The sequence below is a fragment of the Microbacterium sp. FG3 genome, assembly GCF_057809335.1.
The window spans coordinates 1-14,374 of record NZ_JBMDJT010000002.1 but is presented as its reverse complement, the minus strand read 5'-3'; the positions used below and the strand labels follow the sequence as shown (position 1 = coordinate 14,374).

Annotated in this window: 12 protein-coding genes; all 12 read left to right on the top strand. The window is 73.6% G+C overall.

The genetic code is table 11. The features are described from left to right. The first annotated feature begins 103 nt into the window (after positions 1-103). The 12 genes from pyrR (at position 104) to fmt (ending at position 14,328) form a co-directional block, all read left to right on the top strand. Positions 104-640, top strand: coding sequence for a bifunctional pyr operon transcriptional regulator/uracil phosphoribosyltransferase PyrR (gene pyrR, locus ACODR5_RS00815; RefSeq protein ID WP_449853170.1), 537 nt, complete (start codon positions 104-106; stop codon positions 638-640). Next, on the top strand, positions 637-1,596 hold the full coding sequence (locus ACODR5_RS00810; RefSeq protein ID WP_449853169.1) for an aspartate carbamoyltransferase catalytic subunit: 960 nt from the start codon (positions 637-639) through the stop codon (positions 1,594-1,596). The genes pyrR and ACODR5_RS00810 overlap by 4 nt, the downstream gene beginning before the upstream one ends. Beyond that, positions 1,593-2,894: a dihydroorotase gene (locus tag ACODR5_RS00805; RefSeq protein ID WP_449853168.1), complete on the top strand. Its 1,302-nt coding sequence runs from the start codon at positions 1,593-1,595 to the stop codon at positions 2,892-2,894. Before ACODR5_RS00810 ends, ACODR5_RS00805 begins: the two co-directional genes overlap by 4 nt. Then, positions 2,894-3,406, top strand: a complete 513-nt coding sequence (locus tag ACODR5_RS00800; RefSeq protein WP_449853167.1) for a PH-like domain-containing protein — start codon at positions 2,894-2,896, stop codon at positions 3,404-3,406. The genes ACODR5_RS00805 and ACODR5_RS00800 overlap by 1 nt, the downstream gene beginning before the upstream one ends. A 14-nt stretch (positions 3,407-3,420) precedes the next feature. Further along, positions 3,421-4,581: a glutamine-hydrolyzing carbamoyl-phosphate synthase small subunit gene (gene carA / locus ACODR5_RS00795; RefSeq protein WP_449853301.1), complete on the top strand. Its 1,161-nt coding sequence runs from the start codon at positions 3,421-3,423 to the stop codon at positions 4,579-4,581. After that, on the top strand, positions 4,574-7,867 hold the full coding sequence (gene carB, locus ACODR5_RS00790) for a carbamoyl-phosphate synthase large subunit (RefSeq protein ID WP_488982426.1): 3,294 nt from the start codon (positions 4,574-4,576) through the stop codon (positions 7,865-7,867). The genes carA and carB overlap by 8 nt, the downstream gene beginning before the upstream one ends. After that, entirely contained in the window at positions 7,867-8,724 is an 858-nt protein-coding gene (pyrF, locus tag ACODR5_RS00785; protein ID WP_488982425.1) for an orotidine-5'-phosphate decarboxylase, read from the top strand. The genes carB and pyrF overlap by 1 nt, the downstream gene beginning before the upstream one ends. Further along, entirely contained in the window at positions 8,721-9,695 is a 975-nt protein-coding gene (gene gmk / locus ACODR5_RS00780; RefSeq protein ID WP_449853164.1) for a guanylate kinase, read from the top strand. Before pyrF ends, gmk begins: the two co-directional genes overlap by 4 nt. Continuing rightward, positions 9,685-9,939: a DNA-directed RNA polymerase subunit omega gene (gene rpoZ, locus ACODR5_RS00775; protein WP_449853163.1), complete on the top strand. Its 255-nt coding sequence runs from the start codon at positions 9,685-9,687 to the stop codon at positions 9,937-9,939. The genes gmk and rpoZ overlap by 11 nt, the downstream gene beginning before the upstream one ends. Positions 9,940-10,044: 105 nt before the next feature. Beyond that, positions 10,045-11,238, top strand: coding sequence for a methionine adenosyltransferase (metK, locus tag ACODR5_RS00770; protein WP_488982506.1), 1,194 nt, complete (start codon positions 10,045-10,047; stop codon positions 11,236-11,238). Between the two features lie 112 nt (positions 11,239-11,350). After that, a complete protein-coding gene (locus ACODR5_RS00765) occupies positions 11,351-13,327 on the top strand; it encodes a primosomal protein N' family DNA-binding protein (protein ID WP_488982505.1) in 1,977 nt (658 codons plus the stop codon). Between the two features lie 65 nt (positions 13,328-13,392). After that, entirely contained in the window at positions 13,393-14,328 is a 936-nt protein-coding gene (fmt, locus tag ACODR5_RS00760) for a methionyl-tRNA formyltransferase (protein WP_488982424.1), read from the top strand. The last annotated feature ends 46 nt before the right edge of the window (positions 14,329-14,374 follow it).

Here is a 14,374-nt window from a genome sequence, read left to right as displayed (position 1 = left end):
GTCTCGCACGCTGCGGGGCCGCAAGCGACCAGGCGGACCCCGCTAGACTCGACAGAACGTGCACCTTTAACACCGTCCCGTGAGGCGGAGAAGGGAGCGGCGGATGAGTACGCGTGCCGTGCTTGCAGAAGCCGATATCAGCCGGGCTCTCACCCGGATCGCCCATGAGATCCTCGAGGCGAATCGCGGCCCCGACGATCTCGTCCTGCTGGGCATCCCCACCCGCGGCGTGTTCCTGGCCCGACGGCTCGCCGCGCTCATCGAGCGCTTCGGAGGTGCGCCCGTCCCGACCGGCGCCCTCGACGTGACGATGTACCGCGACGACCTGGCGCACCAGCCGACGCGCGCCCCGCGCCCCACCGAGATCCCCGACGGCGGGATCGACGGCCGCGTCGTCGTGCTCGTCGACGACGTGCTCTTCTCGGGCCGCAGCATCGGCGCGGCGCTCGACGCGCTCAAGGACATCGGCCGGCCCGCCGCCGTGCGCCTCGCGATCCTCGTGGACCGGGGTCACCGCGAGCTGCCGATCCGGCCCGACTTCGTCGGCAAGAACCTGCCATCGGCACGCGCCGAGCGGGTGAACGTGCGCCTGGCGGAGATCGACGGCGCCGACGAGGTCACGATCGAGGAGGCACGATGAGGCACCTGCTCGACACCCAGACACTCGCGCGCGACGAGGCGATCCGGATCCTCGACGTGGCCGAGGACATGGCCGCCACCCAGGGGCGCGAGGTCAAGAAGCTGCCGACCCTGCGCGGCCGCACCGTCGTGAACCTCTTCTTCGAGGACTCCACGCGCACGCGCATCTCGTTCGAAGCGGCCGCGAAGCGGCTCTCGGCCGACGTCATCAACTTCGCCGCGAAGGGCTCGAGCGTCTCGAAGGGCGAGAGCCTGCAGGACACGGCGCAGACGCTGCAGGCGATGGGCGCCGACGCCGTCGTGATCCGCCACGGGGCGTCCGGCGCGCCGCACACCCTCGCGACGAGCGGCTGGATCACCGCGGGCGTCGTCAACGCCGGCGACGGCACGCACGAGCACCCCACGCAGGCCCTGCTCGACGCGTTCACGCTGCGCCGCCGCGTCCACGGCGCCGCCAGCCGCGGTCGCGACCTCGAGGGCGTGCGCGTCGCGATCGTCGGCGACATCCTGCACTCGCGCGTCGCGCGATCCAACGTCTGGCTGCTCACGACGCTCGGCGCGCACGTCACGCTCGTCGCGCCGCCCACGCTGCTGCCGCAGGACCTGTCGGCCTGGCCGGCGACCGTGCGGTACGACCTCGACGAGGCGATCGCCGAGGGGCCGGACTCGGTCATGCTGCTCCGGATCCAGCTGGAGCGCATGAACGCGGCCTATTTCCCGTCTGAACGGGAGTATTCGCGCAGGTGGGGGCTCGACCCCGTGCGCCTGGCACAGCTGCCGGCGGATACGATTGTGATGCACCCGGGTCCCATGAACCGGGGCATGGAGATCAGCGCAGCCGCTGCCGACTCGCCGCGCTCGACCGTGCTCGAGCAGGTGGCGAACGGCGTCTCGGTGCGCATGGCGGTGCTCTACCTGCTGCTGACGGGCGAGCGGACGACGGAGGAGGAGCGATGAGCGAGGTGCTCCTCATCACCGGAGCGGCGATCGAGGGCGGCGCACGCGCCGACCTGATCATCGAGGACGGCCGGATCGCGGAGGTCGGCACGGGTCTGTCGCGCGCCGGGGCGACGGTCATCGATGCGGAGGGGCTCGTGGCGCTGCCCGGCCTCGTCGACCTGCACACGCACCTGCGCGAGCCGGGCGCCGAGGCGAGCGAGACCGTGCTCACGGGCACGCGCGCCGCCGCCGCGGGCGGCTTCACCGCCGTCTTCGCCATGCCCAACACGAGCCCCGTGGCCGACACGGCGGGCGTCGTCGAGCAGGTGCTCGCCCTCGGCGAGGCCGCCGGCTACGCGACCGTGCAGCCCATCGGCGCCGTCACGGTCGGGCAGAAGGGCGAGCGGCTCGCCGAGCTCGGCGCGATGGCCTCGTCCCGCGCCCGCGTGCGCGTGTTCAGCGACGACGGCTTCTGCGTGTGGGACCCGCTCATCATGCGCCGCGCGCTCGAGTACGTGAAGGCGTTCGGCGGCGTCGTCGCGCAGCACGCGCAGGACCCGCGCCTCACGGAGGGCGCCCAGATGAACGAGGGCGTCGTGTCGGCCGAGCTCGGGCTCGCCGGCTGGCCCGCCGTCGCCGAGGAGTCGATCATCGCCCGCGACGTGCTGCTGGCCGAGCACGTCGGCTCGCGGCTGCACGTGTGCCACCTGTCGACCGCGGGCTCCGTCGACATCATCCGCTGGGCCAAGAGGCGTGGCATCGCCGTCACCGCCGAGGTCACGCCCCACCACCTGCTGCTCACCGACGAGCTCGTGCGCGGCTACGACGCCCGGTACAAGGTCAACCCGCCGCTGCGCCGCGAGGAGGACGTGCAGGCGGTCCGCGAGGGCCTCGCCGACGGCACGATCGACATCGTCGCCACCGACCACGCGCCGCACCCGCACGAGGCGAAGGCCTGCGAGTGGCAGGCGGCGGCCCATGGCATGGTGGGGCTGGAGAGCGCGCTGCGCGTGGTCGACGAGACGATGGTGCGCACCGGGCTGCTCGACTGGGACGGCGTCGCGCGCGTGCTGTCGAAGGCGCCCGCGCGCATCGGCGGCCTCGAGGGCCACGGCACCGACCTGGTCGCCGGGGCGCCCGCCGAGCTGACGCTGTACGACCCGTCCGCCGGCGGCGCGTTCACCGAGGCCGACCTGCGCGGCCGCAGCGTGAACTCGCCCTACCTCGGCCGCGAGTTGCCCGGCCGCGTCGTGTGGACGATCCACCGCGGCGCGCCGACGCTCGCCGACGGAGAGCTCGTGGAGGTGGCCCGCTGATGGACGACGTCATGGCGTACGTGCCGGGGCTCGCGCTCCTCGCGGCCCTCATCGCCCTCGCGCTGTTCGGCATGTGGCGCAGCTGGCGACGACGATCCCGCGCCGCGGCCGCCCTGGGCGTGCCGTTCGGCCCGGCTTCCGGCACCGAGGTCGCCGCCTTCGGCGGCCTGTACGTGGCCACCACGGCGCACGACGAGCCGCTGCAGCGCCTGGCGCTGCCGCACCTCGGCTTCCGTGCGAAGGTCACCGCCACCGTCACCACCGAGGGGCTCGCGCTCGACATGCCCGGCGCCCCGACGGTCTTCCTCGCGGCCTCCCGCCTCGTCGGCGCCGGCCGCGCCACCTGGACGATCGACCGCGTCGTGGAGCGCGACGGCCTCGTGCTGATCGCGTGGACCACCGACGACGGCACGGTCGTCGACAGCTATCTCCGCCTGCAGTCCTCCGACCCCGACGCGCTCGTCGCGGCGATCGAGGACCTGCGCACCACCACGACAGGAGCATCCCTGTGACCGCCAACACCGCCATCCGCTCGCTGCTCGACCGCGAGCCGGCCGTGCTCGTCCTCGAGGACGGGTCCCGCTTCCCCGGCACCGCGTACGGCGCGCGCGGCACCACCGTGGGCGAGGTCGTCTTCACCACCGGCATGACGGGGTACCAGGAGACCCTGACCGACCCGTCCTACGCCGGCCAGATCGTCCTCCAGACCGCCCCGCACATCGGCAACACCGGCGTGAACACCGAGGACCCCGAGTCGCGTCGCGTCTGGGTCGCCGGCTACATCGTGCGCGACCCGTCCCGCGTCGTGTCGAGCTGGCGCGCCGAGGAGTCGCTCGACGACGCCCTCACGCGCGACGGGATCGTCGGCATCGCCGGCATCGACACCCGAGCCGTGACCCGCCACATCCGCTCCGACGGATCCATGCGCGGCGCGATCTTCTCGGGCGAGGCCGCGGCGCTCGACCCGCAGGAGCAGCTGCGGATCGTCTCGGAGGCGCCGCAGATGAGCGGCCAGAACCTGTCGGCCGAGGTGTCGGTGGACGCCGCGACGGTGACACCCGCGGTGGGGGAGAAGATCGGCAACCTCGCCGTCATCGACCTCGGCATCAAGCAGGCCACGGTCGAGAACCTCGCGCGCCGCGGGTTCGAGGTGCACGTGCTGCCGCAGTCCGTGACGTTCGCCGAGCTCAAGGCGATCGATCCCGTCGCCGTCTTCTACTCGAACGGGCCGGGCGATCCCGCCGCCTCCGATGCGCACGTCGCGCTGCTGCAGGACGCGCTGCGCGACGGGCTGCCGTTCTTCGGCATCTGCTTCGGCAACCAGCTGCTCGGGCGCGCCCTGGGCCTGGGCACCTACAAGCTGCCGTACGGGCACCGCGGCATCAACCAGCCCGTGCTCGACCGCACCACGGGCAAGGTCGAGATCACCGCGCACAACCACGGCTTCGCGGTGGACGCGCCCCTCGACGGGCCCTTCGACAGCCCGGCCGGCTTCGGCCGCGTCGAGGTGAGCCACGTCGACCTCAACGACGACGTCGTGGAGGGCCTGCGCGCCCTCGACATCCCGGCCTTCTCGGTGCAGTACCACCCCGAGGCGGCCGGCGGCCCGCACGACGCCAACTACCTCTTCGACCGTTTCCAGGCCATGGTGATCGACCACCTCGGCAAGAAGGACGCCAATGCCTAAGCGCGACGACATCCACTCCGTCCTCGTCATCGGATCGGGCCCGATCGTCATCGGCCAGGCCTGCGAGTTCGACTACTCGGGCACCCAGGCGTGCCGCGTGCTGCGCGAGGAGGGCGTGCGCGTCATCCTCGTGAACTCCAACCCGGCCACGATCATGACCGACCCGGACTTCGCGGACGCGACCTACGTCGAGCCGATCACCCCGGAGGTCATCGAGACGATCATCGCCAAGGAGCGCCCCGACGCGATCCTGCCGACCCTCGGCGGCCAGACGGCGCTCAACGCCGCCATGGCGCTGCACGAGCGCGGCATCCTCGAGAAGTACGACGTCGAGCTGATCGGCGCGAAGGTCGAGGCCATCCGCAAGGGCGAGGACCGCCAGGTCTTCAAGCAGCTCGTGCTCGACGCGGGCGCCGACGTGGCCCGCAGCGCCATCGCGCACACGATGGACGAGGTGCTCGCGGCGGCCGACGAGCTGGGCTACCCGCTCGTCGTGCGCCCCTCGTTCACGATGGGCGGGCTCGGCTCGGGCTTCGCGCACGACGAGGAGGAGCTGCGCCGCATGGCCGGACAGGGCCTGCGCGAGTCGACCACGACCGAGGTGCTCCTGGAGGAGTCGATCCTCGGCTGGAAGGAGTACGAGCTCGAGCTCATGCGCGACACGGCCGACAACACGGTCGTCGTCTGCTCGATCGAGAACGTCGACCCGGTCGGCGTGCACACGGGCGACTCGATCACGGTCGCCCCGGCGCTGACGCTGACCGACCGCGAGTACCAGAAGCTGCGCGACATCGGCATCGACATCATCCGCGCCGTGGGCGTGGACACCGGCGGCTGCAACATCCAGTTCGCCGTGAACCCCGAGAACGGGCGGATCATCGTCATCGAGATGAACCCGCGCGTCTCGCGCTCGTCGGCGCTCGCGTCGAAGGCGACGGGCTTCCCCATCGCCAAGCTGGCGGCCAAGCTCGCGCTCGGCTACCGCCTCGACGAGGTGCCCAACGACATCACGAAGGTCACGCCGGCGTCGTTCGAGCCGACCCTCGACTACGTCGTCGTCAAGGTGCCGCGCTTCGCGTTCGAGAAGTTCCCGGCCGCCGACCCCACGCTCACGACGGCCATGAAGTCGGTCGGCGAGGCCATGGCGATCGGCCGCAACTACGCCACGGCCCTGCAGAAGGCCCTGCGCTCGGTCGAGAAGCGCGGCTCGTCGTTCCACTGGGGCGAGCAGACGCGCTCGGTCGACGAGCTGCTCGAGTCGATCCGCACGCCCACCGACGGCCGCATCGTCGACGTGCAGCAGGCGCTGCGCCTCGGCGCGACGGTGGAGCAGGTGTTCGAGTCCACGAAGATCGACCCCTGGTTCCTCGACCAGATCGTGCTGATCAACGAGGTCGCGAGCCTCGTCGCCGAGGCGCCCGAGCTCGACGAGCGCGTGCTGCGCCTGGCGAAGGAGCACGGCTTCTCGGACGCCCAGATCGCGCAGCTGCGCGGGGTCGGCGAGGCCGAGGTGCGCGGCGTCCGCCACGGCCTCGGGCTGCGCCCGGTGTTCAAGACGGTCGACACGTGCGCCGGCGAGTTCCCTGCCCTCACGCCGTACCACTACTCGTCGTACGACCTCGAGACCGAGGTCACGCCGTCCGATCGGCGCAAGGTCGTCATCATCGGCTCGGGCCCCAACCGCATCGGCCAGGGCGTCGAGTTCGACTACTCGTGCGTGCAGGCGTCGTTCGCGCTCGGCGCCGCGGGCTTCGAGACCGTGATGATCAACTGCAACCCCGAGACGGTCTCGACCGACTACGACACGTCCGACCGCCTCTACTTCGAGCCGCTCACGCTCGAGGACGTGCTCGAGGTGCTGCACGCCGAGGCGGCCTCGGGCGAGATCTACGGCGTCATCTGCCAGCTCGGCGGCCAGACCCCGCTCGGCCTGGCCAAGGGCATCGAGGAGGCCGGCTTCCGCATCCTCGGCACGAGCCCCGCGGCCATCGACCTGGCCGAGGACCGCAAGCTGTTCGGCGAGATCCTGGAGCGCGGCGGCCTCATGGCGCCCCGCAACGGCACGGCCACCGACGAGGCCGAGGCCGTGCGCATCGCCGAGGAGATCGGCTACCCCGTGCTCGTGCGCCCGTCGTTCGTGCTCGGCGGCCGCGGCATGGAGATCGTCTACGACACGGCGAACCTGCGCGACTACTTCGCGCGGATCGCGGAGCACGCGATCATCGGACCGGACGCGCCGCTGCTCGTGGACCGCTTCCTCGACGACGCGGTGGAGATCGACGTCGACGCGCTGTTCGACGGCGACGACCTCTACGTGGGCGGCGTGATGGAGCACCTCGAGGAGGCCGGCATCCACTCCGGCGACTCGAGCTGCGCGCTGCCGCCGATGTCGCTCGGCAAGGGCGAGATCGACCGCGTGCGCGAGGCGACCCGCGCCATCGCCGAGGGCGTGGGCGTGCGCGGGCTGCTCAACGTGCAGTTCGCGATCAGCGCCGGCGTGCTCTACGTCATCGAGGCCAACCCGCGCGCCAGCCGCACGGTGCCGTTCGTGTCGAAGGCGCTCGGCCTGCCGATGGCGCAGGCGGCCAGCCGCATCATGGCCGGCGCGACGATCGCGCAGCTGAAGGCCGAGGGCCTGCTGCCGGCACGGGACGGGTCGGTCGTGCCCGCCGATTCGCCGGTCTCCGTCAAGGAGGCCGTGCTGCCGTTCAAGCGCTTCCGGACGAAGGACGGCAAGGTCGTCGACTCCGTGCTCGGCCCCGAGATGCGCTCCACGGGCGAGGCGATGGGCATCGACCGGAACTTCCCGATCGCGTTCGCCAAGAGCCAGTCGGCGGCCTACGGCGGCGTGCCGTCCGAGGGATCCGTGTTCATCTCGGTGGCCGACGACGACAAGCGCGACGTCATCCTGCCGGCGCACCGCCTGCACCAGCTGGGCTTCCGCCTGTACGCGACCGAGGGCACGGCCGAGATCCTCGTGCGCAACGGCATCCCCGCCGAGGTGGTCGCGAAGTACAGCGAGACGCAGGACTCGGGTCAGAAGAACGTCGTCGACCTCATCAACGAGGGCGCCATCGACATCGTGGTGAACACGCCGAGCGGCATGTCGGCACGCGCCGACGGCTACGAGATCCGCGCCGCCGCCGTGGCGGCCGACAAGGCGCTGTTCACGACGATCGTCACCCTCGGCGCCGCGGTGAGCGCGATGGACGCCACGCGCGCGGGCTACGAGGTGAAGAGCCTGCAGGAGTACGCCGCCGACCGCGCGGCCCGGGTGGGCGCCTGATGGTGCAGTCCTTCGGCGCCCGCGTGCGCGAGACGATCGCGTCGCGCGGACGCCTGTGCGTGGGGATCGACCCGCACGCGGGCCTGCTGGGCGAGTGGGGGCTGGACGACTCGGCCGAGGGCGTGCGCGACTTCGGCTTGCGTGTGGTCGAGGCCGCCGCCGGCCGCACCGGCGTCGTCAAGCCGCAGGTGTCGTTCTTCGAGCGGCACGGGTCGGCCGGCCTCGCCGCCCTCGAGCAGGTGATCGCGGCCGCGCGCGCGGCGGGGCTGATCGTCATCGCCGACGCCAAGCGGGGCGACATCGGCTCCACCATGGACGCCTACGCCGAGGCGTGGCTGCGGCCGGGCGCCGCGCTCGAGGCCGACGCGCTGACGGCGAGCCCGTACCTGGGTGTCGGCGCGCTGACGGGCACGTTCGACCTCGCCTACCGCGAGGGCAAGGGCGTGTTCGTTCTCGCCGCCACGAGCAACCCGGAGGCGCGCGCGCTGCAGTCCGCCGCCGTGGACGGCGGCACGGTCGCGGCCCGCGTGGTCGCGGAGGTCGCCGCGCGCAACGCGGCATCCGTGAGCGGCGACGAGTGGGGCTCGCTCGGCCTCGTCGTCGGCGCGACGGTGGACTGGGCCGAGGTCGGACTGGAGCCGTTCGCCCCGCCCGCGCCGATCCTCGCGCCCGGGTTCGGCCACCAGGGCGCCGTGCCGAGTGATCTGGCCGCCCGCTTCGGGGCGATGGCCCCGTGCGTGCTGGCCGCGGAGAGCCGGTCGATCCTGTCGGCGGGGCCCGCGGGCGTCGCCGACGCGGTCCGCGGCGCGGCCGCCGCGTACCGGACAGCGCTACCGGACAGGGGAGTAGACACATGACCGACGCACGCCGTCCCCCCGAGGTCGACCGCGCCGCCGCCTCGCGCAAGGCGGTCGCCGCGCGGCGCGCCCGCGCGAGCCTGAAGCGCGACATCGCCATGCGCGTGGTCACGCCCCAGGAGGTGCTGCGCCGCGCCGTGGCCGATCCCGCCTCACCCGCCGGCACCCTGCGCGTCACGGAGTTCCTGACCGCCCTTCCCGCCATCGGCGAGGGCAAGCGCGACCGCATCCTGGCCGAGCTGCGCATCTCGCCCGTGAAGCGACTCGGGGGCCTCGGGCCGCGCCAGCGCACCGACCTCGCCGCGTGGCTCGACCGCCGCATGCCCGAGCCGCGCCCCCGGCCCGGTCGCAGTCGGCTCATCGTGCTCGCCGGCCCGACGGCGGTGGGCAAGGGCACGGTGTCGACGTACATCCGCGACCACTATCCCGAGGTGCGCCTCTCCGTGAGCGCCACGACGCGCAAGCCCCGGCCGGGGGAGGTGCACGGCGAGCACTACTACTTCGTCGACGACGCGGAGTTCGACCGGATGATCGCCGACGGCGAGCTGCTCGAGTACGCCACCGTGCACAACGCCTACCGCTACGGCACGCCGCGCGGACCGGTGCAGCAGGCGCTGGAGGCCGGCCACACCGTGCTGCTCGAGATCGATCTGCAGGGCGCGCGCCAGGTGAGGGCGACCGATCCGAGCGCGACGCTCGTGTTCCTGCTGCCGCCGAGCTGGGACGAGCTGGTGCACCGGCTCGTGGGCCGCGGCACCGAGGACGCGGAGGAGCGGGCGCGCCGCCTGCGCACCGCGAAGGTCGAGCTGGCGGCGCAGCGCGAGTTCGACTTCTTCGTCGTCAACGACGTCGTCGCCGACGCCGCGCGCCAGGTCGTAGAATTGACGGATGGACCCGCGCGCCCCGGCGCCGGGGGACAGGCTTTCGATCCGCTCGGATCGCGAATTCAGGAGGACGCGCATGGCCGCTGAGAACAAGGGCATCATCGACCCGCCCATCGACGAGCTGCTCGATCGAGTCGACTCGAAGTACCAGCTCGTGATCTACGGCGCCAAGCGCGCCCGTCAGATCAACGACTACTACACCGATCTGCACGAGGGGAACCTGTTCGACAACGTCGGCCCGCTCGTCGACTCGGAGATCCAGGACAAGCCGCTCACGATCGCGCTGCGCGAGATCCACGAGGACAAGCTGCGCCTTCGTCCTGTGGAGTGATCCCATCGGAGTCGGTGGTCGCTGTCATCATGGACGGCGACCACCGTTCCTGTTTCTGAGCCGCGCCCCCGACCGGGCGCGATCCCGCCGCATTCCCCTCGGAGCATCATGACCCTGCGCCTGTTCACCTCGGAGTCCGTCACCGAGGGCCACCCCGACAAGATCTGCGATCAGATCTCCGACAGCGTGCTCGACGCGCTGCTGGCGCAGGATCCGCGGGCGCGCGTCGCCGTCGAGACGCTCGTGACGACGGGCCTCGTCCACGTCGCCGGCGAGATCCGCACCGAGGGATACGCCGACATCTCGTCGATCGTCCGCGACGTCATCCGCGGCATCGGCTACACCTCGAGCGAGATGGGCTTCGACGCCGATTCGTGCGGCGTCACGGTGTCGGTGGGCGAGCAGTCGCGCGAGATCGGCGACGGCGTGACGTCGTCGGAGGAGCAGCGCGGTGGCCTGTCGGGCGACGAGCTCGACCGCCAGGGAGCCGGCGACCAGGGCATCATGTTCGGCTACGCCACGAACGAGACGCCCGAGTACATGCCGATGGCCATCTGGGCCGCGCACCGCATGTCGGAGCGGCTCACGAAGGTGCGCAAGTCGGGGGAGCTCGCCTTCCTGCGCCCCGACGGCAAGACGCAGGTGACGCTCGGCTACGACGGGCAGACGCCGAAGACGGTCGAGACGGTGGTCCTGTCGACGCAGCACCACCCGGACATCTCGCAGGCCGACCTCGCCGACGCCGTCGAGCGCGTCGTGATCCGGCCCGTGCTCGAGGAGACCGGCCTCGACGCCTCGGGTGTGCAGCTGCACATCAACCCCTCCGGCAGCTTCGTGCTCGGCGGCCCGAAGGCCGATGCGGGCCTGACGGGGCGCAAGATCATCATCGACACCTACGGCGGCGCGGCGCGGCACGGCGGCGGCGCGTTCAGCGGCAAGGACCCCTCGAAGGTCGACCGCTCGGCGGCCTACGCCATGCGCTGGGTGGCGAAGAACGCCGTCGCGGCGGGGCTCGCCGAGCGCCTCGAGGTGCAGGTGGCGTACGCCATCGGCAAGGCGAACCCCGTGGGCCTCTACGTGGAGTCGTTCGGCACGGGCGCGGTGGCGGATGAGGCCATCATCTCGGCGATCCGCGAGGTGTTCGACCTGCGCCCCGCGGCCATCATCCGCGACCTCGACCTGCTGCGGCCCATCTACGCGCAGACGGCGGCCTACGGCCACTTCGGGCGCGAGCTGCCCGAGTTCACGTGGGAGCGCGTCGACCGCGTCGACGAGCTGCGCCGGGCCGCCGGGCTCTGAGGGCGTGACCGCGCCGCCCGACCAGGAGCCGGTCACCGACCGGGGCGCCGATGGCGCGCGGCCGGACGCGGATGGCGGCCGCGCCGCGCGGGGTCCGCGATCCGTCGCGCGGGTGCTCATCGACTCGCCGCTGCCGCAGCTGGACCGGCTGTTCGACTACGCGATCCCGCCCGAGCTGGAGGAGCAGGCCCAGCCCGGCGTGCGCGTGAAGGCGCCGCTGCGCACGGCGGGCCGGGTGATCGAGGGCTTCGTCGTCGAGCGCGCCGTCGAGAGCGACGCCGACCGCGCGCTGTCGGAGCTCGACGCCGTCGTGTCGGCCGCGCCGGTGCTGCCCGATCGGCTCTACCGGCTCGCGCGCCGCGTGGCCGATCGCGCCGCGGGCTCGGCCTCCGACATCCTGCGCCTCGCGGTGCCCAAGCGCATGGTGCGGGCGGAGAAGTCGTGGCTGGCCGGGCCGCGCGCCGCCGCGCCGGTGGTCACGGCCGGGGCCCGCGAGCGGGCCGCGGCCGCGCTCGGCGAGTTCCCCGGGCTGGGCGAGCGGATCGCGCAGGGCGAGCGCCTGGCGGTCGACGCACCGCCCGGCCTCGTGGAGGTCGGTGACGCCGTGCTGCCCGCCTGGGCGCTGCTGCTCGCGGCGGCCGCGACCGACACCCTCGCGCGCGGGCGCTCGGCGATCCTCGCCGTACCCGATCACCGCGACCTCGACCGCCTGCAGGCCGCGCTCGCGCCCCTCGTGCCTGCCGAGGCGATCGTGCGCCACGACGCCGCGCAGTCGGGGCCGGAGCGCTATGCGGGCTACCTGCGCACGCTCGAGGAGGCCCCGTGCGTCGTGGTGGGAAACCGCTCGGCGGTGTACGCGCCGGTGGCCGATCCCGGCCTGGTCGCGCTGTGGGACGACGGCGACACGCTGTTCGAGGAGCAGCTCGCGCCCTACGTGCACGCGCGCGACGCCGCCCTCGTGCGGCAGGAGCTGGACGGCTGCGCGCTGCTGTTCGCCGGCCACACCCGCACGAGCGACGTGCAGCGGCTCGTCGAGCTCGACTGGGTGAAGGAGGCGCCGCAGCAGCGACGGCCGGTGCCGAACGTCGTGCTGAGCCCCGTGCACGAGGGGGAGCGCGGCGCGCGCGTGCCGTCGGCGGCGTTCCGGGCGGCGCGCGAGGCGCTCGCGCACGGTCCGGTGCTCGTGCAGGTGTCTCGGCCCGGCTACGCGCCCTCCCTCGTCTGCGCCGACTGCCGCGTGCCGGCCCGGTGCGCGGCGTGCGGCGGTCCGCTGCACGCCCGCTCCCGCGGGGCCGTGCCGGTGTGCGGCTGGTGCGGCCGGTCGGCGCACGCGTGGGCGTGCCCGAAGTGCTCGTCGGTGCGCGTGCGCCTGGCCTCCTCCGGCAGCGAGCGGACCGCGGACGAGCTGGGCCGGGCCTTCGCCGGCACGCGCGTGATCGTGTCGGACGGCGCCCACCCGGTCACCGAGGTCGACGAGCGGCCCGCCCTCGTCGTGGCCACGCGCGGCGCGGAGCCGGTGGCGCGCGGCGGCTACCGCGCCGTCATCCTGCTGGACGGCGAGCGCATGCTGCAGTCGCCGGATCTGCGCGTGGGGGAGGCGTGCCTGCGCTGGTGGTCGAACGCGGCGGCGCTCGCGGCCCCGGGCGCCCCCGTGCACCTCGTCGGCGTCACGGGGCCCGTGGCGCGGGCGCTCGCGTCGTGGACCCAGCCCGCCTACGCGCGGCAGGAGCTCGCCGAGCGTCTGCCGCTGCACCTGCCGCCGGCCGCGCGCATCGCCCGCCTCGACGGCGACGCGGCGGCGGTGGACCGTGCGCTCGCGTCGCTGCGCGAGGACGTGCCCGACCTGCCGCCCGACGCGGTGCTCGGGCCCGTCCCGCTCGAGGGGGCCGACGGGCCGCCCGGCGCGCGGGCGCTCATCCGCTTCGACTACGCGAGGGGCGCCCGTGTCACGGCCTCGTTGCGCGCATCCGTCGTCGCCGAGGCCGTCGCGGGCCGACGCCGCCGCGGCGGGGGGCGCCGCCCCGGCGGCCACGCAGGCACGCGCAATACACTCGCAGTGCGGGTCGACATCGCCGATCCCGAGCTCTGAGACCGACTCGTCGCACGAGCCGCGCACCCGATCCGCCGCACCACAGAACCACCCGAAAGGACCGCATGAGGCTGATCTTCGCCGGCACCCCGTCCGCGGCGGCGCCGTCGCTGCGATCGCTGCACGCCTCCGGCCACGAGGTCGCCGCCGTCGTCACGCGCCCCGACGCCCCGCTGGGGCGCAAGCGCGTGCTGACGCCCTCGCCGGTCGGCCGGACGGCCGAGGAGCTGGGGCTGCCCGTGATCAAGGCCGCCCGGCTGGACGACGAGGCCACCGCGCGCATCCTCGCGCACGAGCCCGACCTCGGCGTGATCGTCGCCTACGGCGGGCTCGTGCGGGAGCCGCTGCTCTCCGGCCCCGCGCACGGCTGGATCAATCTGCACTTCTCGCTGCTGCCGCGCTGGCGCGGCGCGGCGCCCGTGCAGCACGCCCTCATGGCCGGCGACGCCGTGACCGGCGCGACGGTCTTCCAGCTCGTGCCGGAGCTCGACGCGGGGGACATCCTGGGCATGGCGGAGCACGAGGTCGGGCCGGACGCGACCGCCGGCGACCTGCTCGAGACGCTGAGCGCGAGCGGCGCCGAGCTGCTGCGCGACACGGTCGACGCCATCGCCGCCGGCACCGCCGTGCCGCGGGCGCAGCAGGGCGAGCCGACGTTCGCGCCCAAGCTCGCGCTCGAGGACGGGCGGCTCGACTGGGCGCAGCCCGCCGAGCGCGTGCGCGACCGCTTCCGCGGCGTCACGCCCGAGCCGGGCGCCTTCACGACGATCGGGGAGGAGCGCCTGAAGATCCGCGCGCTGTCGCCGGCGCCGGCCTCCTCGCACCTCGGCGACGCCGCCGCGCTGCGCCCCGGCGAGATCGCCCCCGCGAAGGGCGGCGTGCTCGTCGGCACGGCGAGCGCGCCGCTGCTCGTGACGCGGCTGCAGCCCGCCGGGCGCGCCGAGATGGCCGCCGCCGACTGGTTCCGCGGGCTGCGCACCGTGCCGAGGCTGGGCGCGTGAGCGAGCGGGACGACGCGGCCGGCGGCGCGCGCCGCGAGCGAGGCAG

Excerpts from the sequence above, each read along its gene's own strand:
- carB (WP_488982426.1), top strand. The coding sequence starts at position 4,574 with ATGCCTAAGCGCGACGACATCCACTCCGTCCTCGTCATCGGATCGGGC.
- pyrR (WP_449853170.1), top strand. The coding sequence starts at position 104 with ATGAGTACGCGTGCCGTGCTTGCAGAAGCCGATATCAGCCGGGCTCTC.
- pyrF (WP_488982425.1), top strand. The coding sequence starts at position 7,867 with ATGGTGCAGTCCTTCGGCGCCCGCGTGCGCGAGACGATCGCGTCGCGC.
- ACODR5_RS00810 (WP_449853169.1), top strand. The coding sequence starts at position 637 with ATGAGGCACCTGCTCGACACCCAGACACTCGCGCGCGACGAGGCGATC.
- rpoZ (WP_449853163.1), top strand. The coding sequence starts at position 9,685 with ATGGCCGCTGAGAACAAGGGCATCATCGACCCGCCCATCGACGAGCTG.
- ACODR5_RS00805 (WP_449853168.1), top strand. The coding sequence starts at position 1,593 with ATGAGCGAGGTGCTCCTCATCACCGGAGCGGCGATCGAGGGCGGCGCA.
- fmt (WP_488982424.1), top strand. The coding sequence starts at position 13,393 with ATGAGGCTGATCTTCGCCGGCACCCCGTCCGCGGCGGCGCCGTCGCTG.
- ACODR5_RS00800 (WP_449853167.1), top strand. The coding sequence starts at position 2,894 with ATGGACGACGTCATGGCGTACGTGCCGGGGCTCGCGCTCCTCGCGGCC.
- gmk (WP_449853164.1), top strand. The coding sequence starts at position 8,721 with ATGACCGACGCACGCCGTCCCCCCGAGGTCGACCGCGCCGCCGCCTCG.